Origin of the sequence: Streptomyces sp. NPDC020875 (genome assembly GCF_040641415.1) — a bacterium.
GTDB lineage: Bacteria > Actinomycetota > Actinomycetes > Streptomycetales > Streptomycetaceae > Streptomyces.
In genome coordinates this window covers 1-21,650 of sequence record NZ_JBFADP010000064.1, presented here as the reverse complement: position 1 = coordinate 21,650, position 21,650 = coordinate 1, and the positions used below count along the sequence as shown (strand labels likewise).

Below are 21,650 nucleotides of genomic sequence, written 5' to 3'. Positions count from 1 at the left end.
GGAGGGCGTACGCGTGCCCCGGCCGGGTGCCCGGCCACCGCGGTACGGGCGGCCGTACGGGTACACCGAGCCACGGGTAACCGGAACGCTCCGGTCACCCGGGCCCGCGGTCGTACCGCGCGGGCGTCGGCGAAGGGGTCAGCGGCTGGCCCGGCCGCGGGGCCATCGCATCCCGTTGACCTGGCCCGGCTCGGAACCGATCACATACCGCACCCGGCGTCCGTGCACCCGTCGCGCCGGGGCGCGGCAGCCACGGGGACGGCAGCCGCGCGCGAGACGCGCGGACACCACCCCGGTGGCCGGGCGCGGGCGGCGGACGGTGCCGGGCACGACGGGGTCAGCCCCGCCCGTGCCGCAGCGCCGGGTGGGCGCCAGCGGCGACCAGATCGGCGACGGCGGTCCTGGGGTCACGGCCGGTCACCAGGGACTCGCCGACCAGGACGGCGTCGGCGCCCGCGTTGGCGTAGGCGATCAGATCGTGCGGACCGCGGACCCCGGACTCGGCGATCTTGACGACATGGGCCGGGATCTCGGGGGCGACCCGCTCGAAGGTGGAGCGGTCCACCTCCAGGGTCTTCAGATTGCGGGCGTTGACGCCGATGACACGGGCACCGGCGGCCAGGGCACGCTCGGTCTCGTCCTCGTCGTGCACCTCGACCAGCGGGGTCAGCCCGATCGACTCCGCGCGCTCGATCAGGGAGACCAGCGCCTCCTGCTCCAGGGCGGCGACGATCAGCAGCGCCAGATCGGCGCCGTACGCCCGGGCCTCCCACAGCTGGTACGCGGTGACGATGAAGTCCTTGCGCAGCACGGGGACGTCGACCCGGGCCCGGACGGACTCCAGATCGGCGAGGGAGCCGCCGAAGCGGCGCTGCTCGGTGAGGACGGAGATGGCGGCGGCGCCGCCCGCCTCGTAGTCGGCGGCGAGCCCGGCGGGGTCGGCGATCGCGGCCAGGGCGCCCTTGGAGGGGCTGGACCGCTTGACCTCGCAGATGACCCGGACGCCCTCACCGCGGAGCGCGGCGGCGCCGTCCTTGGCGGCCGGGGCCTGGGCGGCGCGCTCCTTGAGCTCGTCGAGGCCGACCCGCGCCTGCCGCTCCGCGAGGTCGGCGCGCACGCCTTCGATGATCTCGTCGAGCACACTCACGCGAGGGGCCCCCTTCCGGGACGGTCATGCTGATCAGCATCGTTCATCTCGATGGTATCCGCAGCGCGCGGCCCGCCCCGCATCCGGTCGAGGCCCGTCCCACGGGCTGGGACCGCGCGGGGTGCCCGGGAGCCGCGTAAAAGTGGGTTCAGGGGGCGATGGCGGAGCCGAGGGGCAGATTCCGCAGCACGCTGAAAACCAGCACGACGGCGCCCGTCACCCACCACCAGAAGGGCCGTACGGCGATCCGCCAGGTCGCCCCGGGGACACCCCGGACGGCCCGGACCGTCCACAGGACCCAGAGCGCGAAGAAGACTCCGTAGCCGACGACGGCGAGGGCGTTGGCGCCGAAAGCGGTGCCGAGATCGCCGTGGACGAAGGCGTGCGCGCTGCGGAGCCCGCCGCAGCCGGGGCAGTAGATGCCGGTGAAGCGGAGCAGGGGACAGGTCGGGTAGTGGCCGGGTTCGTTGGGGTCCACGGTCCCGACGTAGGCGAAGGCGGCGCCGACGGCGGCGATCGTCCCCAGGGGGGCGGCGAGCCGCCGCCACAGGGGCGGGGTGGGCGCCGGAAGGGTTCGGGGGTCCCCGGAGGGCCGGAACCACTCGGGGGCGGCTCCGGGGCGCCCAGGGGCGCTCAGGGGGCCCTCGGGACCGGGGCGCGCGCCGCCGGGGGTGGTATCCCCGGGATCCGGCGCGGCGGACCGTACGGTGCCGTCGGCGGCCGGGGGCCCCGGCGGCGCCGCGGGACCGGACCCGGCCGGAGCGGCGGGGGCCCGTACCCGCCCGGCGGTCGGGGCCGGATCTCCGGGCGCCGGGGCCGGGGGCGGGCCGGGCGGAGGCTCGGATGCGGGTACGGCGGGCGGTGTCGTGGCGTCCACCGTGCGATTCTCCCCCGGAGATACGGAAAGGCGCAGCCCGGCCCCGCCGGTCTGCGCCTCGCGTCGTGGCACCGTCACCCCTCGCGGGGCCGGTCCGTGGGTCGTGATCAGGCGCCGCCGCGGGCGGCGACACGCTCGGCCACGACCCGGCCGGCCTGCTCACGGGCGTTCTTGCGCTCGGCGCTCTCACCGCGCGCGCCGAGGCCCGCGGCCCGCATACCCATGCCCACCACTCCGCCGAGGACGACGATCACCATGCCGAGCCAGAAGCCGGCCGGGCTGGCGGCGACCATGAAGACACCGGCGACACAGAAGCCGATGAACGAGATGGTGGAACCGGTCCAGGCGGCCGGGGTGTGTCCGTGGTCGTGGCCCGACATGTAATGACTCCCTTGTTGCTGTGAGTGCGCGCGGCGCGCGAATGAGGCGAACGCGGCGGCGGTCCGACGCGCCCAGGGGGTGTGAGCCGGGGGGCTCGCATCCCATTGTCCCGTACTCCCGGTCCACCCGGACGGCAGGGTGACCGGTCTGACATCACGCTCCGCCGCGCGGTGCCTCCGGACCGTGCGGGGCGTCCGGCCCGCCGTCCCCGTCGGTCGGGTCCTCGCCCCGGTCCAGGGCCTTCCAGAGGTCCTCGGGACGGTCGGGGTCGACCGCGGGAGCCCGCCGGGCGGCGGCGCCGGGGCGCTCGTACCGGCCCGACATCGCGGGCCAGAGCGTGCCGTAGCGCAGGGCGAGCACCCCGGCGGCCATGATCAGCACTCCGGCGGCGGCGGTGACGTACGGCCACGGGGTGTGGCTGAGGGAGCCGATCACGGCCGCGGTGTCGCCGGTGGTCTCGGCCGCCTTCTCGTCGAGGGCGGCGCGGTCGGAGGCCCCGAGGAAGGCGGCGACGGCCGCGCCCGCGCCGCTGAGGGTCAGCAGGGCGGAGACGGTCTTCCGGCCCTTGCCGCGGACGGCGAAGACCGCGACGAGAGCGGCGAGACCGACCACGGCGAGGGCGCTGGGCACCCCGGTGATGTCACCGCCCTCGGCGCTCAGCGACAGGGCTCCGCCGGGGGCCTGGGCCGTGCCCTCGGCCCAGGTACGACCGGACGCGAGCAGCGCGACGGTCGCTCCGGCGGCACCGAGGAGCAGGGCGGCGGCGAGGGTCCGGCGGCCCGTGGCGGCACCGGCGGCCGACGCGGCGGCACCGGCCTGGGCACCGGCACGGGGCTGGGGTACGGGAACAGCGCTCACGCACCCCACTATCCCTCATGCCCCGGCGGGACCGGCAAGCCCCCCTGGGGCGCCCCGGCCGCACCCTCCCGTTACGGGGCCTGGTCCGATGTCCCGGTCCCCGCCATGCGGTTGGCGGTGTGGACGGCCCGGAGCACCGCCGCCGCCTTGTTGCGGCACTCGATGTCCTCGGCGACCGGATCGGAGTCCGCCACGACCCCGGCCCCGGCCTGCACGAACGCCGTTCCGTCCCGCAGCAGGGCGGTCCGGATGGCGATCGCGGTGTCGGAGTCCCCGGCGAAGTCGAGATAGCCGACACAGCCGCCGTACAGGCCGCGCCTGGACGGTTCCAGCTCGTCGATGATCTGCATGGCCCGGGGCTTGGGCGCGCCGGAGAGCGTCCCGGCCGGGAAGCAGGCGGTCAGCACGTCGAAGGCGGTCCGCCCGTCCGCGACCTTGCCGGTCACGGTCGAGACGATGTGCATCACATGCGAGTACCGCTCGACGGACATGAAGTCGACGACCTCGACGGAGCCCGGTTCGCAGACCCGGCCCAGGTCGTTGCGGCCGAGGTCGACCAGCATCAGATGCTCGGCCCGCTCCTTGGGGTCGGCCAGCAGCTCCTCGGCCAGGTCGTGGTCCTCCTGCGGGGTCGCGCCGCGCGGCCGGGTACCCGCGATGGGGTGCAGCAGGGCCTGCCCGTCCGCGACCTTCACCAGGGCCTCCGGGCTGGAGCCCACCACGTCGAACGCGGAGCCGCCGTCCGCGTCGGGGAACCGGATCAGATACATGTACGGGCTCGGGTTCGTGGCCCGCAGCACCCGGTAGACGTCGAGGGCGCTCGCCGTACAGGGAGTCTCGAACCGCTGCGACGGCACCACCTGGAACGCCTCGCCCGCGCGGATCCGCTCCTTGATGTCGTCGACGGCCTTGCGGTACTGCTCGCCGCCCCAGAGCGCGGTGAACTCGGGCAGCTCGGACGGCGGCAGCGCGACCGGCGAGGAGGCGAGCGGCCGGGCCAGGTCGCGCTCCATGGCGTCGAGCCGGGCGACGGCGTCCGCGTACGCCTCGTCCACGCCGGTGTCGAGGTCGTTGTGGTTGATGGCGTTGGCGATCAGCAGGACCGTGCCGTCCCAGTGGTCGAGGACCGCGAGATCGGAGGTGAGCAGCATGGTCAGCTCAGGCAGCCGCAGATCGTCCCGGTCGCCGGGGCCGATCTTCTCCAGGCGGCGCACGATGTCGTATCCCAGATAGCCGACCATGCCGCCGGTGAACGGCGGCAGTCCGTCGCCCAGGTCGTGCGGCGGGGTGTGCAGGGTCTCGACGGTGGCCCGCAGGACGGCGAGCGGATCACCCTCCCCGGGGACACCGACCGGTGGGGTGCCGATCCAATGAGCCCGGCCGTCGCGCTCCGTCAGGGTGCTGTCGCTGCGGACGCCGACGAACGAGTAACGCGACCATGACCGGCCGTTCTCGGCGGATTCCAGGAGGAAGGTGCCGGGGCGTTCGTCGGCGAGCTTGCGGTAGAGCGCGACGGGGGTGTCGCCGTCGGCGAGCAGCCGACGCGAGACGGGGATGACCCGGCGGTCGGCGGCCAGGGCACGAAAAGTGGAGAGGTCCATGGTCATGGCGGGCGACCCTACTCGCCGAGCGGGAGGACGTCGGCGTCGAAGCAGGTCCGGTCGCCGGTGTGACAGGCGGCGCCGACCTGGTCGACCTTGACGAGCACGGTGTCGCCGTCGCAGTCGAGGGCGACCGACTTCACGTGCTGGACATGGCCGGAGGTGTCGCCCTTGACCCAGTACTCCCCGCGGCTGCGGGACCAGTACGTGGCACGGCCCGTGGTGAGGGTGCGGTGCAGCGCCTCGTCGTCCATCCAGCCCAGCATCAGCACCTCACCGGTGTCGTACTGCTGAGCGATGGCGGGGACGAGCCCGTCGGCGGTGCGCTTGAGACGCCCGGCGACGGCCGGATCGAGGGGGCCTGTGGTGCCACTGCTGGTCATGCCGCCATTGTGCCGTGCCCGGCGGACCGGTCCGCCGGTTGTCCACAGGCCGGACCCGGCGGGCTCCCCCACTGGGCGCCGGTGCCGCCCCCGCCGTACGCTGGCGGACATGTCGACCCATGCCAAGCGTGAACGACTCCTGCTCGCCGATCTCCTCGAAGGCGTCGGCCCGGACGCCCCGACCTTGTGCGACGGGTGGCGGACCCGTGATCTGGCCGCCCATGTCGTGGTCCGGGAGCGTCGCCCGGACGCGGCGGGCGGCATTCTGATCGGCCCTCTGAAGAGCAGGCTGGAACGGGTCCAGGCGGAGTTCGCGGCGAAGCCGTACGAGGAACTGATCCAGCTGATCCGGACGGGCCCGCCGAGGATGTCCCCGCTGGGGATCAAGCAGTTGGACGAGGCCGCGAACACGGTCGAGTTCTACATCCACTCCGAGGACGTCCGCCGGGCCCAGCCCGACTGGACGGCCCGACCGCTGGACCGGGTCTTCGAGGACGCGCTGTGGGTACGGCTGGAGAAGGCGGCCCGCCTGCTGGGCCGCAAGTCCCCGGCGGGCCTGGTGCTGCGCCGCCCCGACGGGCAGACGGTGGTCGCCCACCGGGGCGCCCCGGTGGTCACCGTCACCGGCACTCCCGGCGAGCTGACGATGTTCGTCTTCGGGCGGCAGTCGGTGGCACAGGTCGACCTGACGGGCGACCCGGAGGCGGTGGAAAAAGTCCGCGGCTCCCGCTTGGGCCTCTCCATGTAGCACCCGGGCCGGCCCGGCGACCTGCTGTTGTACGCGGCCTGCGGACCGTGCGTGGCTGGTCTCGCAGTTCCCCGAGCCCCTGGTTGCCCTCCTGAACGCTCTCGCAAAGGGAACCCGCTCCCATAAGGGGCGGAGCCCTTTCCAGGACCGGGTCGGGGAGAGCATTTAGGGGCGCGGGGAACTGCGCGACCAGCCACGACGGTGGTGCGGACCGCGAACAACGGCAGGTCGCCGGGCGGGACCCGGGGTTGTGGGCCTCAGCCGGGGGGCCAAGGCGCTGGGGGTCCCCCCAGTGCCGAAGGCGTAGGTTGGGGGTCCCCCCAGTGCCGAAGGCATAGGGGGAGGAACTGCGCGACAAGCCACGCACGGTCCGCAGGCCGCCGACAACATCAGGCCGCCGGGCGGGGCCCGGCCGGGAGGGGCCGTCAGCGGACGGGGTGGCCCGCCTCTCGGAGGGCTGATTTCACCTCGGTGATCCGGAGGTCGCCGAAGTGGAAGACGGACGCCGCGAGCACCGCGTCCGCGCCCGCCTCGATCGCGGGCGGGAAGTCCGCGAGCCGCCCGGCGCCGCCGCTGGCGATGACGGGGACGGTGACGTGTTTCCGTACGGCCGCGATCATCTCGGTGTCGTAGCCGTCCTTCGTGCCGTCGGCGTCCATCGAGTTCAGCAGGATCTCGCCCGCGCCGAGTTCGGCGGCCCGGTGGGCCCATTCGACGGCGTCGATGCCGGTGCCCCGGCGCCCGCCGTGGGTGGTGACCTCGAATGCGCCGGCCGGGGTGCGCCGGGCGTCGACCGAGAGCACCAGTACCTGGCGGCCGAAGCGTTCGGCGATCTCCCGGATCAGCTCGGGCCGGTCGATGGCGGCGGTGTTGACGCCGACCTTGTCGGCGCCCGCGCGCAGCAGCCGGTCCACGTCGTCGGCGGAGCGGACCCCGCCGCCGACGGTGAGCGGGATGAAGACCTGTTCGGCGGTGCGGCGGACCACGTCGTAGGTGGTCTCGCGGTTGCCGGAGGAGGCGGTGATGTCGAGGAAGGTCAGTTCGTCGGCGCCTTCGGCGTCGTAGAGCTTGGCCATTTCGACGGGGTCGCCCGCGTCCCGCAGGTTCTGGAAGTTGACGCCTTTGACGACGCGGCCGTTGTCGACGTCGAGGCAGGGGATGACCCGTACGGCGAGTGTCATACGGAGGCCACCGCGGCGAGGGCGTCCTCCAGGGTGAACGCCTCGGCGTACAGGGCCTTGCCGACGATCGCGCCTTCGACGCCGTTCGGTACGAGTCCGGCGATGGCCCGCAGGTCGTCGAGGGACGAGACGCCGCCGGAGGCGACGACGGGCTTGTCGGTGGCGGCGCAGACGTTCTTCAGCAGGTCCAGATTGGGGCCCTGGAGGGTGCCGTCCTTGGCGATGTCGGTGACGACGTAGCGGGCGCAGCCCTCGGAGTCGAGCCGGGCGAGGGTCTCGTACAGGTCGCCGCCGTCGCGGGTCCAGCCGCGGCCGCGGAGGGTGGTGCCGCGGACGTCGAGGCCGACGGCGATCCGGTCGCCGTGCTCGGCGATGATCTTGGCGACCCATTCGGGGGTCTCCAGCGCGGCGGTGCCGAGGTTGACCCGGGTGCAGCCGGTGGCGAGGGCGGCGGCCAGCGACGCGTCGTCGCGGATGCCGCCGGACAGCTCGACCTTGATGTCCATGGCGGCGGTGACCTCGGCGATCAGGGCCCGGTTGTCGCCGGTGCCGAAGGCCGCGTCCAGGTCGACCAGGTGGAGCCACTCGGCGCCGGAGCGCTGCCAGGTGAGGGCGGCCTCCAGCGGGGAACCGTAGGAGGTCTCGGTACCGGACTCGCCGTGGACGAGGCGGACGGCCTGTCCGTCGCGGACGTCGACGGCGGGGAGGAGTTCGAGCGTGGTCACAGTGTTCCGATCCAGTTGGTCAGCAGCTGGGCACCGGCGTCGCCGGACTTTTCGGGGTGGAACTGCGTCGCCCACAGGGCGCTGTTCTCCACGGCGGCGACGAAGCGCTCGCCGTGGGTGGCCCAGGTGACGTGCGGGGGGCGGATCGCGGCGTTGGTGATCTCCAGCTCCCAGTCGTGCGCGGCGTAGGAGTGCACGAAGTAGAAGCGTTCGTCGGGGCCGACTCCGGCGAAGAGGGCGCTGTCGGCGGGGGCGTCGACCGTGTTCCAGCCCATGTGGGGGACGACTGGCGCCTTGAGGGGGGTGACGGCGCCGGGCCATTCGTCGAGCCCTTCGGTCTCGACGCCGTGTTCGATGCCCCGGGCGAAGAGGATCTGCATGCCGACGCAGATGCCCAGCACGGGCCGTCCGCCGGAGAGCCGGCGGCCGACGATCCAGTCGCCGCGGGCGGCGCGCAGTCCGTCCATGCAGGCGGAGAAGGCGCCGACGCCGGGGACGAGGAGTCCGTCGGCGTTCATGGCGCGGTCGAAGTCGCGGGTGATCTCGACATCGGCGCCGACCCGGGCGAGGGCGCGTTCGGCGGAGCGGATGTTGCCGAAGCCGTAGTCGAAGACGACGACCGATTTACGGCTCATGACCACACGTCCAGCCGGAGTACGCCCGCGGTGAGGGCCATTCCGGCGCCGATGGCGAGCAGGACGACGACGCCCTTGGGCAGGCCCTGCTTGGCGAAGGAGTAGACGCCGCCGAGGAGGAAGAGGCCGACCACGATCAGGATGGTGGAGAGGCCGGTCACAGCGCGCCCTTCGTGGAGGGGAGGATTCCGGCGGCGCGCGGGTCACGCTCGGAGGCGTAGCGCAGGGCCCGGGCGAGGGCCTTGAACTGGCATTCCACGATGTGGTGGGCGTTGCGTCCGTAGGGGACGTGGATGTGCAGGGCGATCTGCGCCTGGGCGACGAACGACTCGAAGATGTGCCGGGTCATCGTGGTGTCGTAGGCGCCGATCATCGGCGCCATGTTCTCCGGCTCGGTGTGCACCAGGTAGGGGCGGCCGGAGAGGTCGACGGTGACCTGGGCGAGGGATTCGTCGAGGGGGACGGTGCAGTTGCCGAAGCGGTAGATGCCGACCTTGTCGCCGAGGGCCTGCTTGAAGGCGGCGCCGAGGGCGAGGGCGGTGTCCTCGATGGTGTGGTGGGTGTCGATGTGCAGATCGCCCTCGGTCTTGACCGTGAGGTCGAAGAGGCCGTGGCGGCCGAGCTGGTCGAGCATGTGGTCGTAGAAGCCGACCCCGGTCGACACTTCGGTCTTTCCGGTGCCGTCGAGGTCGATCTCGACGAGGACGGCGGTCTCCTTGGTGGTGCGTTCGACCCGCCCAACGCGGCTCATGTGCTCTGCTCCTTCTTCAACTCACGTACGGCGTCGAGGAACGCGTCGTTCTCGGCGGGGGTGCCCGCGGTGACCCGCAGCCAGCCCGGGACGCCGTTGTCGCGGACGAGTACTCCCCGGTCGAGGATGCGGCGCCAGGCGTCGTGCGTCCCGGCCGCGTCGCCGAACCGTCCGAACTGGACGAAGTTGGCGTCGGACTCGGTGACCTCGTAGCCGATGGCCCGCAACTCGGTGACCAGGCGGTCACGCTCGGTTTTGAGCTGCTCGACGTACCCGAGCAGGGTATCGGTGTGCTCCAGGGCCGCGAGGGCGGTGGCCTGGGTGACGGCGGAGAGGTGGTACGGCAGCCGGACCAGCTGGACGGCGTCCACGACGGCCGGGTCGGCGGCGAGATAGCCGAGCCGGAGTCCGGCGGCGCCGAACGCCTTGGACATGGTCCGGGAGACCACCAGGTTGGGCCTGCCCTCGATCAGCGGCAGCAGGCTGGGGCGGTGGCTGAACTCGACGTACGCCTCGTCCACCACGACCAGGGACGGCCGGGCGGCCTGGGCCGCCTCGTAGAGGGCCAGGACGGTCTCTTCCGCGACGGCGGTACCGGTGGGGTTGTTGGGGGAGGTGATGAAGACCACATCGGGCCGGTGTCCGGCGACGGCCCGGCAGGCGGCCCCGGTGTCGATGGTGAAGTCGTCGTTGCGCGGTCCGGAGAGCCAGCGGGTGCCGGTGCCCCGGGAGATCAGTCCGTGCATCGAGTACGACGGTTCGAAGCCGATCGCGGTCCGGCCGGGGCCGCCGAAGGTCTGCAGCAGTTGCTGGATGACCTCGTTGGAGCCGTTGGCCGCCCAGACCTGGTCGGTGCCGACCCGGTGGCCCGCGGTCCTGGTCAGATACTCGGCGAGCCGGGTCCGCAGCTCGACCGCGTCCCGGTCGGGGTAGCGGTTGAGGCCGCGGGCGGCCTCCCGGACCCGTTCGGCGATCCGCTCGACCAGCGGTTCGGGCAGCGGGTACGGGTTCTCGTTGGTGTTGAGCTGGACGGGCACATCGAGCTGGGGGGCGCCGTACGGGGACTTGCCGCGCAGTTCCTCCCGGATCGGCAGATCGTCGATGGCCGTGCGGCGGGGAGTGGTGCGGTCGGTCACTTGCCCGGCACCTCCCAGCCGAAGCGGGCCTTCAGGGCGGCGCCGTGGGCGGGCAGGTCCTCGGCCTCGGCGAGGGTGACCACGTGGTGGGTGACCTCGGCGAGGGCGTCGCGGGTGTAGTCCACGACGTGGATGCCGCGCAGGAAGGACTGGACCGAGAGTCCGGAGGAGTGGCAGGCGCAGCCGCCGGTGGGCAGGACGTGGTTGGATCCGGCGGCGTAGTCGCCGAGGGAGACCGGCGACCAGGGGCCGACGAAGACCGCGCCCGCGTTGCGGACCCGGTCGGCGACGGCGGCGGCGTCCGCGGTCTGGATCTCCAGGTGTTCGGCGCCGTACGCGTCGACGACCCGCAGGCCCTCGTCGACCCCGTCGACGAGGACGATCGCGGACTGCCGGCCGCCGAGGGCGGGCACGATCCGCTCGTCGGCGTGGCGGGCGGCGGCGACCTGTGGCTTCAGCTCCCGCTCGACGGCGTCGGCGAGTTCGGCCGAGTCGGTGACCAGGACGGCGGCGGCCAGCGGGTCGTGCTCGGCCTGGCTGATCAGGTCGGCGGCGACATGCGCCGGGTCGGCGGTCGCGTCGGCGAGGACGGCGATCTCGGTCGGACCGGCCTCGGTGTCGATGCCGATCCGGCCGGTGAAGTAGCGCTTGGCGGCGGCGACCCAGATGTTGCCGGGGCCGGTGACCATGTTCGCGGGGGCGCACTCGTCGGTGCCGTAGGCGAACATGGCGACGGCCTGGGCGCCGCCGACCGCGTACACCTCTTCCACGCCGAGCAGGGCGCAGGCGGCGAGGATGGTGGGGTGCGGCAGTCCGCCGTGTTCCTTCTGCGGCGGGGAGGCGAGGGCGATCGAGCCGACCCCGGCCTCCTGCGCGGGCACCACGTTCATGATCACGGAGGAGGGGTAGACGGAGCGGCCGCCGGGCGCGTAGAGCCCGACCCGCTCGACGGGGACCCACTTCTCGGTGACGGTGCCGCCGGGGACGACCTGGGTGGTGTGGTCCGTACGGCGCTGGGCGCGGTGGACGATCCTGGCCCGGCGGATCGACTCCTCCAGGGCGGCCCGGACGTCCGGGTCGAGGTCGGCGAGCGCCGCGTCGAGGGCGGCGGCGGGTACCCGGATCCGCTCCAGGGCGACCCCGTCGAAGCGTTCCGCGTAGTCGATCAGCGCCGCCGTGCCGCGATGGCGTACGTCCTCGCAGATGGGCCGCACCTTCTCCAGGGCGGCTTCCACGTCGAACTCGGCACGGGGCAGCAGGTCGCGCAGGGCGGTCCCCTCGGGGAGGGCGTCGCCGCGCAGATCGATTCGGGAGATCACACCGACAATTCTCGCAGACCCGGAACGGGGGCCGTTTCCCGTATCACTGGCTGATACGCGCTCCGTGGTGCCCGGGGGTGATCCATGACCACTAGCGTTCACCCCGTCACTCAGGGGGAATAACGGCAGTACGCGCCCGGGTACGGGAGTCGCGCGACGCCGTCGAGGAACGGGGGATGCGCAGTGACCGAGCCGTCGGCCGACGGTCCGCCGGACGGGCTCAGCCCGATCGAGCTACGTATGTGGAACGCCTTCAGAAATGGCAGCACCCTCGATCTCAGCGATCCCGATCCGCTGCGGAACGACCCCTTCTCGCCCCACCCCTGGGGCCCGGAACGACAGGTCCGGGCCGATATCGTGGCCCTGCTGCTGCTCGACGGCCCGCCGCCGCGCCCCGGGCGCGTCGCGGCCCTCAAACTGCGGGGTGTGCAGATCACCGGCACGCTCAAGCTGGCGGGCGGCACGGTCGATCCCTATGTCGAACTGCATTCGTGCCGCTTCGACAGCGAGATCCTGATGCCGGAGGCGCATGTCACCACCCTGCGGATGGTGGCGTGCCTCATTCCCAAGCTGGAGGCGGCCCGGCTGCGCACCGAGGGCGATCTGCATCTGCCGAGGTGCCGGGTGGAGCACGGGATCCGGCTCACGGACGCCCAGATCGGTACGGATCTGCTGATCAACCAGATCCAGGTACGGCCCGACCGCCGGGGCCGGGCGATCGTCGCGGACGGTCTCTCGGTCGCCCAGGACCTCCAGGCCGAGTTGATCCAGACCTTCGGCGAGTTCAGTCTGCGCGGGGCGAAGATCGGGGTGTCCCTCAGTCTGCGGGGCAGCCGGCTGCGGGCGGCGGCCGAGCGGCGGGCGCTGAACGCGCCACAGCTGAGTGTGGAGCGGACCCTGTATCTGACCGGGGCGTGGGTGAGCGCCGCGACCGGGGAGTCGAGCGGCACTCCCCCGTACGGAGTGATCCACACCGGGGCCCGGCGCGGTACCCGGCTCCAGCCCTTCGAATGCCACGGCGGGGTCCGGCTGGACGACGGCCGGTTCGGCGACGCGGTCGATCTGCACCGGGCGCGGCTGGTGATGAACGCGGGCGAGGAGCTGTCGCTGCGCCGGATCACCGCCCCCGAACTGCGGTTCAACGCGGACCGGCCCGAGGAGGGCCGGGTGGTGCTGAACGGCGCCAAGGTGGTGACCCTGGTCGATCTGGCGGCGAGCTGGCCGGGCCCCGGCGGGCTGGCGATGAGCGGTTTCGTCTACGAGAACCTGGTCCCGATCGACTCGTTCCCGCTGGCCAGGCGGTTGGCGTGGGTGGAGTCGGCGACCCCGGAGTACTCCCCGGAGCCGTACGAGCGGCTGGCGACCGTGCTGCGGAACAGCGGCGAGGACGCCGACGCCCGCGAGGTGCTGCTGGCCAAGCAGCGGCGGCGGCGCGAGACGCTGCCGCTGGCGGGCAAGTTGTGGGGCCATATCCAGGATCTGACCGTGGCGTACGGCTACCGTCCGGGCCGGGCGGCGCTGTGGATGGCGCTGCTGTGGGCGGCGGGCGCGCTGGCGTTCTCCCGGGGCGAGCCGCGGGCGCTCAAGCCGGGTGAGCATCCGGAGTTCAATCCGCCGCTGTACGCGCTGGATCTGCTGATCCCAGTGATCAACCTCGGCCAGGAGGGCTATTGGCGGCTGGAGGGCAACTGGCAGTGGGGCGCCGCGGTGCTGATCATGCTCGGCTGGATCCTGGCGACCACGGTGGCGGCGGGCGCGACCCGGCTGCTGAACCGGAGCTGACGGGCGCACCGGGGCCAGCGGGCGCACCGGGGCCGGGGTCGGCGTAGGGGGCTCCGGCGGCAGCGCCGACGTACCGGGCTCCGGTGCGGCGCGCCGGACCGGTTCGGTGTCGGACGGCCGGCGGATTCCTCACGCTCCGGAATCGTCGCCCCCGGGTTCCGTAGCCGGATACGCTGCCGTACGGTCGACTTTCGGCCATGCCGTACGGCGCCGGAACGGGCACCCCGCCCCGCCGGGCGGACGGCCGAAAGCCGCCCCCGTACGGAGCCCGGAGCCGCCCGGCTGCGGAAGATCGACAACAGCCACCACCATCGTTGCGGTTGTGACGAAAGCGGCTGTCGAGGCCCCTGAGGCAGAAGGGGCTCATGGGTCCTCGGAGGCGGCGGGCCGGGTCGTTTCCCCTCCCGTTCACCCCACAACCACCCTCTTTCTTTACGCTCTTTACGGTCTCTTGCCCTGCTCCAGTACAACCTTTCGGCCGCCACCAAAACTTCACAGCGTTCCGCTGGCAAAGTCGGGGGCCGGGATTTTCAATGGTCCGCACCATGCCATTGCTCCGCGCCCTGCTGCGCACCGCACGCGTGCTCCGCCATACCCCGCGGCTTTCGGACGGGTTGCCGCCCGACGACGCGGTACTGCTGGACGTCCCCGACGCGCGGACGGCCCCGACCCTGGTGGCCGCCGCGCTCGGCGACTGGCAGCCCGCGGCGGCCCTGCTGTCGGCGGTCCGGGCGAACGGCGACTGGGAGAGCCGGGACCGCCACGTCAGACGGCTCGCGGCCTTCGCGTACGCCCGCGACGACTGGCTGGTCCGCTGGCTGGCCGACTCCCCACGCGACCCGGACGCCCTGGTGGTCAAGGCTGAACTGGAAGTCCGCCGGGCCTGGGACTCCCCCGCCCGCGGCGAACGGCTGCGGGAGATCGGCCCGCTGATCGACGCCGCCGCCGACCGCGCGCCGCGCGACCCGGTGCCGTGGCGGATCGCCCTCGACCACGCACGCGGCACCCACGCCACGCACACCGCCTTCGAATCCCTCTGGGAACAGGCCGTCCGCCGCTCCCCGCACCACTACGGCTGCCATGTGGCCGCCCTGCGCTATCTCTCCGCCCAGTGGTACGGCTCGCACCGCGAGTGCTTCGACTTCGCCGAGAAAGCCGCCGAGGACGCCCTGCCGGGCTCCCTGATCAAGGCGCTGCCCGTCCGGGCCGCCTTCGCCCAGCTGATCAGCGGCGGCTACAGCCCGGTCCACGCCGACCGGATCGACCGCGCCACCGATCTCGCCGTCCAGCTCTCCGCCGGATATCCGGCGGCCCAGCCGGGCCCCGCGGAGGTCCGCAACCTGACGGTCTCCGTACTGGTCCGCCGGGGCCGCTGGGAAGCGGCGCTGGAACAGTTCCGGCTGATCGGACCGTACGCGACCTCGTTCCCGTGGACGTACTTCTCCGACGATCCGCTGGGCCGGTTCCTCCAGGACCGCGACGGGGTCCGGGCCCGGCTGGCGTCGATGACACCACTGCGTACGGGACCCCAGCGGGGCCGAACCGACCGGGACCGGCCCGCGGCCCATTAGTCTTGTCGGTCGTGACCACCGCACGTCTGCCGCTCTTCCCACTGAACTCGGTGCTGTTCCCGGGGCTCGTCCTGCCCCTGAACGTCTTCGAGGAGCGTTATCGCGCCATGATGCGCGAACTGTTGAAGACGGACGATTCCCAGCCACGCCGCTTCGCCGTGGTCGCGATCCGCGACGGCCACGAAGTGGCCCCCTCCGCACCCGGGATGCCGGATCCGACCGGGCTGCCCGAACGCGGCCCGGCCGCGGGCTTCGGCGCCGACCCGATCGCCGCGTTCCACTCCGTGGGCTGCGTCGCCGACGCCGCGACGATCCGGGAGCGCGAGGACGGCAGCTTCGAAGTCCTCGCCACCGGGACGACCCGGGTCAGGCTGCTCTCCGTCACCGCCGACGGGCCGTACCTCACGGCCGAACTGGAGGAGATCCCGGAGGAGACCGGCGACGGCGCGGGGGCCCTCGCCGAAGGGGTGCTGCGGGCCTTCCGCGCCTACCAGAAACGGCTCGCGGGCGCCCGGGAACGGACCCTGTCCACCCCGCCCGAGCTGCCCGACGAACCGTCCGTGGTGTCGTATCTGGTCGCCGCGGCGGCCGTCCTCGACACCCCCGCCAAACAGCGGCTGCTGGAGGCGTCGGACGTGGCCGCCCGGCTCCGCGACGAACTGGAGCTGCTGCGGTCGGAGACCGCCGTCATCCGCCATCTGCCCTCGGTACCCGCCGTCGATCTGACCCGGGCGCCCACCAGCCTCAACTGATCAGCGCCCGGCCGCCCCGGCCGGGCCCGACCCCGCCGCCGATCCGGCCCGCCGGACCGGACGGCGACCGCGCGAGGAGATCCTGCGCCGTGGCGAAGAAGAAGCAGCAGAAGACGGGCGGCACCCCGGCGACGGTCGCCCTGACGGCCGCGGGCACCGCGTACACCGTCCACGCCTACGAGCACGACCCCGCGTCCGCGTCGTACGGCGACGAGGCGGCCCGGGCGCTCGGTGTCGGCCCCGACCGGGTCTTCAAGACCCTCGTCGCCGATGTCGACGGCGAACTGACCGTCGCCGTCGTCCCGGTCGCGGGACAACTCGACCTCAAGGCGCTGGCGTCGGCGGTCGGCGGCAAGCGCGCGGCGATGGCCGACCCGGCGGCGGCCGAGCGGACCACGGGCTACGTCCGCGGCGGGATCTCCCCGCTGGGGCAGCGCAAACGGCTGCGGACCGTACTCGACGCGTCGGCGGCGGACCACGCGACGATCTGCGTCTCGGCGGGGCGGCGAGGTCTCGAAGTCGAACTCTCCCCCACGGACCTCGCGTCCCTCACCGCGGCGACACTGGCCCCGATCGCCCGCCCGTAGCGCCTCCCGCCCCGGGGTACGCCGCGTCTTGATGTCCCCGCCTTCCCGAGCCCCGCCCAGCGGCCTACTGTTGTTCGCGGTCTGCACCACCGTCGTGGCTGTTCGCGCAGTTCCGCCCCCTATGCCTCCGGCAATGGGGGGACCCCCAGCGCCTTGGCCCTCCTGGTGAGGGCCACAACCCCCGGTCTCGCCCGGCGACCTGGCGTTGTCTGCGGTCCGCACCGCCATCGTGGCTGCTCGCGCAGTTCCCCGCGCCCCTAAATGCTCTACCCGGCGCCGCCCCTGGGTAGAGGGAGCCCGCCTCATGACAAGGACGGTGAGAAGGGCAACCAGGGGCGCGGGGAACTGCGCGACAAGCCACGACGGTGGCGCGGACCGCAGACAGCATCAGGCTGCCGGGCGAGACCGGGTATTTGGCGCGGTGCCCCCGACGGCCAAGGCGCTGGCGGTCCCCCCATAGCCGGAGGCATAGCGCGCGAACAGCCACAGACGGGGCGGCGGCGCGGCCGGGGCTGCGGAGGGGCGCGCGGGGGGTCGACGGGCGGCGCGTTGTCGGATACGACCGTACGGACGCCCTCGAAGGGGCGCCCCGGGAAGGAGCCGCCATGTCGAAACGCACCCGTAAGCGCAAGTGGCGTACCCGTAAGGCGAACCACGGCCGTCGCCCCGCGTGACGCCGCGCCGCGCCCCGGCGACGGGGCGCGGCACACCTGCCGGGGCGACCGGGCGTCAGCGCGGCGGGGCGCCCCAGTAATAGCCGACGGGGAGGTCCTTCGATTCGGCGTCCCGGGCCGGGAAGATCGCCGTGAGGAGGAGATGGACCACCATCGCCGCGAGCGGCCAGGTCAGCAGGGCGCCGTAGGAGCGCAGTTCCAGCGGGCCGTCGAAGGCGACCCCGGGGCCCGCCTTCCGGGCCGCCGCCGCCACGTCGTCCAGCGGGCCGAACCAGAGGCCGAACCGCCAGGCCAGGACCGAGCCCAGCAGGCCGCCGAGGGCGAGGGCCACCACGAGCAGTACACCGCCGCGCCGCCGGTAGAGGAAGACGCCCGCGGCGCTGATCGCGCCGAACGCCAGACCGAGCAGGGCAAACGTTCCGTCCGCTCCGATCGCGGCCTCGCCCTCGGAGTTCTCGAGGAAGACCGCCTTGCCGTCGGAGATCAGCGGGATCCGGGGGGCCAGCCAGAGCCACAGCAGACCGAGGACGACCCCGAGGACGGTGACCGCGACTAGGACGACGGCGCCGTCCCGGAGGTCGGCCCGGCGTTCGGCGGCGCGTTCCGCCGGGTCCGGGGCGTCGAAGACCGGCGGCCAGCCGGTGGGCACGGGGCCCTGTCCGGGCCCCGGCGCTCCCCAGGGGTTGTGTTCCGGGCCTCCGCCGGAGTCGGGATCCGGCCGGTGCGGCGGTGTCAGCGGTGCGGTCACCACGCCATCGTGCCAGGCCGGGGGCGCCCGCGCCTCACCGGACGGCCGCCCGGCGATACGCCAGGGTCGCCACGGTGAGCGACACCACACCGACGACGGCGCAGATCCCCAGGTCGACGGCGACGCCCGCCCAGTCGGGCCGGGTGTCGAAGGCTCGGGCGAGTGCCTCGACGCCGTAGGTGGAGGGCATCAGATCGCGGAGGTAGGTGATCGGCTCGGGCAGTCTGGCCGGGGGCAGCACTCCGAGGAGCAGCGCGGCGGACATGCCGAGCTGGCCGAGAAGGGTGGCGAGTTCCGGCCGGGGCGCGAGCAGTCCGAGGGCCGCGCCGAGTCCGGCGAGGGCCGCCCCGGCGAGCGGTACGACGGCCACCAGGACCCAGAGATGGGTCATCGGGAGGCCGAAGAGGAGGCTGCCGGAGACGGCGGTGACGATGGTGCCGGGCGCGGTGAAGGAGGCGTAGGCACCGGCCGCGCCGAGGACCACGGCGGCGGGCGGTACGGGCAGGGTGGCGTAGTGGTCGAGTCCTCCGCTGCCCCGGAGCTGGCCGAAGTACTGGGCGAGCAGATTGAGCGCCACGAACGCGACGACCAGGACCGACGACCCGGCGACCACGGCCCGTGCCTCGGCGCCGCCGTCGACCACGCCGCGCATCAGGATCATGATCCCGACGGACTGGAAGGTGGCTACGAAGAGCAGCGGGATCCGGGCCACCCGGGCCCGGGAGAGCTGGGCCCGGTAGACCGCCGCGAGCGACGGCAGCAGCCGGGCCCGGGGTGCCAGCGGGGCCGGGGCGACCGCCGCCGCCCCCGGATCCGCCGATTCCGCCTCCGTTGTCCGGCTCCGCCCGGACACCGCTTGTACGGGCACGATGCTCACGCCTTGACCAGCCCCTTCGTCGCGTTCCCCCCGAGCGCCAAGTACACGTCCTCCAGGCTGGGCGTCGCGAGTGTGAAGTCGTCGAGCGCCGCGAAGGCGGCGCCGCCCGTGACGGCGGCGACGGCGGCCCGTGCCTCGTCGGGTGCCAGCCTGAGCACCCAGCGCCGCCCGGACTCGCTCGCGAAGTCGCGCAACGCGGCGACCTCGGGGACGTCCAGGGGCGCGCGTTCCCGCCACACCAGTTCGACCCGGACCTCGCCCGCGATCCGCTCCTTGAGCCCGCTCGGCGTGTCGCAGGCGATGACCCGGCCGCGGTCGAGGACGGCGACCCGGTCGAGTACGGTCTCGGCCTCGATGACGTTATGGGTGACCAGGACGACGGTCGTGCCGTGTTCGGCGCGGCGCCGGTCCACGGCGGCCCAGACGGCGCGCCGGGCGACGGGGTCCATCCCGGTGGTGGGTTCGTCCAGGACGAGGAGGGGTCGCTCGCCGACCAGCGCGGCGGCGACACAGGCGAGCCGGCGTTCCCCGCCGGAGAGCTTCTTCAGGGCCCGGCCGGCGAGCGGGGTGAGGCCCAGCTCGTCGAGGACCGCGTCGCGTTCGGCCCTGGCCCGGGCCAGGGTGAGGCCCCGCAGCCGGGCGGTGGTCTCGGCGGCGAGGGCGACGGTGAGTTCGTCGAGCGCGGTGGATTCCTGGCCGAGATAGCCGACGAGCCGGGCGGCGCGCTCGGGGTGGCGTACGAGATCGTGGCCGAGGACCTCGACGCTGCCCGCGTCGGGTCGCATCAGGCCGGTCAACTGGCGGACGAGGGTGGATTTCCCGGCGCCGTTGGGTCCGAGGAGTCCGAAGATCTCCCCGCCCTCGACCTCCAGGCTGATCCCGTCGGTGGCCCTGACCTCGGGTGTCGCGGGGACGCCCCGGCGGGCACGCACGGCAGGGTACGTCTTGACCAGCCGCCGCACCACGCACACCGTACTCACGAGGTACGAGAGTACGGGGTCCCCGCCCCGCCGCCGTGCCCGGGTGCCCTTTCCGCCCCGGCCCGTCACCGGAGATTCCGGACAGTACGGGCGCGTCTACTCGGCGGCCGGAGCGTGCTCGGCCGCCGCCCGGACATCGATCTCGCGCCAGAAACCGGCCCGGATCGCATAGCGGTCGTGTTCGTCGATCTGGTCGTCCTTGTGCGCCAGCAGACCGAAGCGGGCCGCGTAGCGGAGGAGTTCCCCGTCGATCCGGTGCGGGATCCTGGGGTACATCGTGGCGAGCTTCTGGACATGGCCGTTCTCGGGGAGGCGGGCCGTCCAGCGGCGGGCGAAGACCTGGCCGACCTCGAAGGGGTCGCCGCCGACGGTGGTGATGTCCTCCTCGCGGTCGGCCCAGCGCTGTTCGGCGCTGGTCAGCTGGGCGAGGGTGGGCAGTGAGGCGGTCTCGGGCGGTTCGCCGAGGGTGCCCGCGCGGTCGATCCACCCCTTGTCGGAGGACCAGCGGAGGGTGGCGGAGGGGAGCGGCTGCGGCGGGTGGAGGCCGGGGGCGCGAAGTCCGGCCAGGTCCTTGGGGGTGGGGACGCCCTTGGCCGCGGGCGCGGCGGGGGCGTCGGCGGGTACGGCCCCGTGACCTGGCGCGTCGTCCCCGCCGGGTCCGGCGGCGCCGGCCGCCCGTTCCTGGGCGGCGGCGATGGCGGACTCGGGCAGCGGCGCGGAGAGGATGGCGGCGATCTCGGGCCGGGGCGCGGGCGGCGGGGTGACGGCGGCGGCGAGGTCCTTGGCGCGGACCGCGCCGGTGATCCAGCCGCGGTCCAGTACCCGCCGCTCGTCGGCCTCGGCGACCAGGTCCTCGGACTGGTTGTAGTCGCCGTCGGCGGCCTGGACGGCCCAGAGGTGGACGGCGACGCCGTGTTCCTTCGCCGACATCAGTCCGGGCAGCAGATCGCCGTCCCCGGTGACCAGGACGATATCGGAGCAGGCGTGGTTTCTGGCCAGTTCGGTCAGTTCGGCGTGCATGGCCGCGTCCACGCCCTTCTGCGCCCAGCGGCCGTCGCTGCGGGTCAGGGCGCCGAGCCGGACGGTGACCCGGGGCATCACCCGCAGTCTGCGGTGCTCGGGCTGCGGCACCCGGTCGGGGGCGCCGTCGAACCAGTAGATACGGAGCAGGGGGCGTCCGGTGTCGCTCTCGGCGAGTTCGCGCAGCCCCTGGATGAGGGCGGTGTGGTCGACCGTGATCCGTGACCTGGCCGGTTCTCCGGCCAGCAGGCTGGCGGCGGCCCCCAGCAGATACCCGGCGTCCACCAGGACAACACAGCGGTCCACGCGCTCCACCCTCTTTCGGAAAACCCCGGGACCGGCCCGGTGTCGTACTCCGGGTCTCCCCCGAGTCTGCCCGAACGGATCGGGACAACCGGCCGGAACTCGATCTTCCGGCGTGGCGGATCCCCAGGTCCAGGCCCTTGACAAGGCACCTTTACCCACCGCGATGATCCAAAATGCGGCCTATGGACCGGTATGTGAGTCTGGTCGCGATCTCACAGGGCCGCCGAGTCGCCCTGCCCCGAGAAGAACGCGATGTGGAGGCATTTCCCATGGCCAAGAACAAGAATCGCAAGGATCGTCAGCAGAACCGCTCCGAAGCGCCCGCGCAGGGCCAGGAGCAGGCGAAGGCCACCGCCTACGAGGCGCAGAACAGGCCGCAGACGCAGGCCCAGGGCAGCCCGGCGGATGTCGCCCGCAAGCACCAGCGGCGTTTCGGCCACAACTGACGCCACCCCGTCGCGGCGGAAGCCGCCGTTCTCCGTACCGCCGGGCGGGATCCCGGTCCGGACGGGGATACGGGCCTACCGGTGCTCCTGCGAGCGGATCGGCTGTCCCACCCCGGGCCGCCACCCCGTCTCCTTCGCCTGGCAGACCCAGTCGACGACGGACCC

The 21,650-nt window shown here is 73.3% G+C and carries 23 protein-coding genes; 6 read left to right on the top strand and 17 right to left on the bottom strand.

What is annotated here, in order from left to right:
* Nucleotides 1-337: 337 nt before the first annotated feature.
* The 6 genes from trpC to hisI form a co-directional block, all read right to left on the bottom strand.
* Nucleotides 338-1,147 carry an indole-3-glycerol phosphate synthase TrpC gene (gene trpC / locus AB0G74_RS29250; protein WP_361152157.1) on the bottom strand — a complete coding sequence of 270 codons (810 nt, stop codon included), beginning with the start codon at nucleotides 1,145-1,147 and terminating at the stop codon, nucleotides 338-340.
* Nucleotides 1,148-1,295: 148 nt separating this feature from the next.
* A complete protein-coding gene (locus tag AB0G74_RS29245; protein ID WP_361152217.1) occupies nucleotides 1,296-1,697 on the bottom strand; it encodes a DUF2752 domain-containing protein in 402 nt (133 codons plus the stop codon).
* Nucleotides 1,698-2,131: 434 nt separating this feature from the next.
* Complete coding sequence (locus AB0G74_RS29240) at nucleotides 2,132-2,404, bottom strand: HGxxPAAW family protein (protein ID WP_361152155.1); 273 nt, start codon at nucleotides 2,402-2,404, stop codon at nucleotides 2,132-2,134.
* A 154-nt stretch (nucleotides 2,405-2,558) separates the two neighbouring features.
* Nucleotides 2,559-3,272, bottom strand: coding sequence for a TIGR02234 family membrane protein (locus AB0G74_RS29235; protein WP_361152152.1), 714 nt, complete (start codon nucleotides 3,270-3,272; stop codon nucleotides 2,559-2,561).
* A gap of 62 nt (nucleotides 3,273-3,334) precedes the next feature.
* A complete protein-coding gene (locus AB0G74_RS29230) occupies nucleotides 3,335-4,864 on the bottom strand; it encodes an anthranilate synthase component I (protein WP_361152214.1) in 1,530 nt (509 codons plus the stop codon).
* Between the two features lie 17 nt (nucleotides 4,865-4,881).
* Complete coding sequence (hisI, locus tag AB0G74_RS29225; RefSeq protein WP_358823736.1) at nucleotides 4,882-5,247, bottom strand: phosphoribosyl-AMP cyclohydrolase; 366 nt, start codon at nucleotides 5,245-5,247, stop codon at nucleotides 4,882-4,884.
* A gap of 109 nt (nucleotides 5,248-5,356) precedes the next feature.
* Between hisI and AB0G74_RS29220 the strand changes: the two genes are divergently transcribed.
* A complete protein-coding gene (locus AB0G74_RS29220; protein WP_361152148.1) occupies nucleotides 5,357-5,995 on the top strand; it encodes a TIGR03085 family metal-binding protein in 639 nt (212 codons plus the stop codon).
* A gap of 425 nt (nucleotides 5,996-6,420) precedes the next feature.
* Here the strand turns inward: AB0G74_RS29220 and hisF are convergent, their stop codons facing one another.
* Genes hisF through hisD form a run of 7 tightly spaced genes read right to left on the bottom strand, consistent with a single transcriptional unit; the run spans nucleotide 6,421 to nucleotide 11,742 of the window.
* On the bottom strand, nucleotides 6,421-7,176 hold the full coding sequence (gene hisF / locus AB0G74_RS29215; protein WP_361152145.1) for an imidazole glycerol phosphate synthase subunit HisF: 756 nt from the start codon (nucleotides 7,174-7,176) through the stop codon (nucleotides 6,421-6,423).
* The gene (priA, locus tag AB0G74_RS29210) at nucleotides 7,173-7,901 is read right to left on the bottom strand and encodes a bifunctional 1-(5-phosphoribosyl)-5-((5-phosphoribosylamino)methylideneamino)imidazole-4-carboxamide isomerase/phosphoribosylanthranilate isomerase PriA (RefSeq protein WP_361152142.1); all 729 of its coding nucleotides are present in this window, start codon (nucleotides 7,899-7,901) and stop codon (nucleotides 7,173-7,175) included. The genes hisF and priA overlap by 4 nt, the downstream gene beginning before the upstream one ends.
* Nucleotides 7,898-8,536 carry an imidazole glycerol phosphate synthase subunit HisH gene (hisH, locus tag AB0G74_RS29205; RefSeq protein WP_361152140.1) on the bottom strand — a complete coding sequence of 213 codons (639 nt, stop codon included), beginning with the start codon at nucleotides 8,534-8,536 and terminating at the stop codon, nucleotides 7,898-7,900. Before hisH ends, priA begins: the two co-directional genes overlap by 4 nt.
* Nucleotides 8,533-8,697 carry a hypothetical protein gene (locus AB0G74_RS29200; protein WP_361152137.1) on the bottom strand — a complete coding sequence of 55 codons (165 nt, stop codon included), beginning with the start codon at nucleotides 8,695-8,697 and terminating at the stop codon, nucleotides 8,533-8,535. Before AB0G74_RS29200 ends, hisH begins: the two co-directional genes overlap by 4 nt.
* Complete coding sequence (hisB, locus tag AB0G74_RS29195) at nucleotides 8,694-9,287, bottom strand: imidazoleglycerol-phosphate dehydratase HisB (RefSeq protein ID WP_361152134.1); 594 nt, start codon at nucleotides 9,285-9,287, stop codon at nucleotides 8,694-8,696. The genes AB0G74_RS29200 and hisB overlap by 4 nt, the downstream gene beginning before the upstream one ends.
* Nucleotides 9,284-10,423 (bottom strand): histidinol-phosphate transaminase, encoded by a 1,140-nt coding sequence (locus AB0G74_RS29190; RefSeq protein WP_361152132.1) that lies wholly within the window; start codon nucleotides 10,421-10,423, stop codon nucleotides 9,284-9,286. Before AB0G74_RS29190 ends, hisB begins: the two co-directional genes overlap by 4 nt.
* Nucleotides 10,420-11,742 carry a histidinol dehydrogenase gene (gene hisD / locus AB0G74_RS29185; RefSeq protein ID WP_361152129.1) on the bottom strand — a complete coding sequence of 441 codons (1,323 nt, stop codon included), beginning with the start codon at nucleotides 11,740-11,742 and terminating at the stop codon, nucleotides 10,420-10,422. Before hisD ends, AB0G74_RS29190 begins: the two co-directional genes overlap by 4 nt.
* A gap of 240 nt (nucleotides 11,743-11,982) precedes the next feature.
* Here hisD and AB0G74_RS29180 point away from each other — a divergent pair, with 240 nt between their 5' ends.
* From AB0G74_RS29180 to ybaK, 4 genes are all read left to right on the top strand, one after another.
* Nucleotides 11,983-13,524: an oxidoreductase gene (locus AB0G74_RS29180; RefSeq protein ID WP_361152211.1), complete on the top strand. Its 1,542-nt coding sequence runs from the start codon at nucleotides 11,983-11,985 to the stop codon at nucleotides 13,522-13,524.
* A gap of 533 nt (nucleotides 13,525-14,057) precedes the next feature.
* Nucleotides 14,058-15,095, top strand: coding sequence for a hypothetical protein (locus tag AB0G74_RS29175; protein WP_361152127.1), 1,038 nt, complete (start codon nucleotides 14,058-14,060; stop codon nucleotides 15,093-15,095).
* Between the two features lie 11 nt (nucleotides 15,096-15,106).
* Complete coding sequence (locus AB0G74_RS29170; RefSeq protein ID WP_361152125.1) at nucleotides 15,107-15,847, top strand: LON peptidase substrate-binding domain-containing protein; 741 nt, start codon at nucleotides 15,107-15,109, stop codon at nucleotides 15,845-15,847.
* 89 nt (nucleotides 15,848-15,936) lie between these two features.
* Nucleotides 15,937-16,434, top strand: coding sequence for a Cys-tRNA(Pro) deacylase (ybaK, locus tag AB0G74_RS29165; RefSeq protein WP_361152123.1), 498 nt, complete (start codon nucleotides 15,937-15,939; stop codon nucleotides 16,432-16,434).
* A gap of 729 nt (nucleotides 16,435-17,163) precedes the next feature.
* Here ybaK and AB0G74_RS29160 read toward each other — a convergent pair.
* From AB0G74_RS29160 to AB0G74_RS29145, 4 genes are all read right to left on the bottom strand, one after another.
* A complete protein-coding gene (locus AB0G74_RS29160; protein ID WP_361152121.1) occupies nucleotides 17,164-17,856 on the bottom strand; it encodes a hypothetical protein in 693 nt (230 codons plus the stop codon).
* A 34-nt stretch (nucleotides 17,857-17,890) separates the two neighbouring features.
* Nucleotides 17,891-18,733: an ABC transporter permease gene (locus tag AB0G74_RS29155; protein ID WP_361152118.1), complete on the bottom strand. Its 843-nt coding sequence runs from the start codon at nucleotides 18,731-18,733 to the stop codon at nucleotides 17,891-17,893.
* Entirely contained in the window at nucleotides 18,730-19,704 is a 975-nt protein-coding gene (locus AB0G74_RS29150) for an ABC transporter ATP-binding protein (protein WP_358823820.1), read from the bottom strand. The genes AB0G74_RS29155 and AB0G74_RS29150 overlap by 4 nt, the downstream gene beginning before the upstream one ends.
* A gap of 105 nt (nucleotides 19,705-19,809) precedes the next feature.
* Entirely contained in the window at nucleotides 19,810-21,048 is a 1,239-nt protein-coding gene (locus AB0G74_RS29145; RefSeq protein ID WP_361152115.1) for an NYN domain-containing protein, read from the bottom strand.
* Between the two features lie 260 nt (nucleotides 21,049-21,308).
* On the opposite strand from AB0G74_RS29145, the gene AB0G74_RS29140 reads away from it, so the two are divergent.
* Nucleotides 21,309-21,485: a hypothetical protein gene (locus AB0G74_RS29140; protein ID WP_358823751.1), complete on the top strand. Its 177-nt coding sequence runs from the start codon at nucleotides 21,309-21,311 to the stop codon at nucleotides 21,483-21,485.
* The last annotated feature ends 165 nt before the right edge of the window (nucleotides 21,486-21,650 follow it).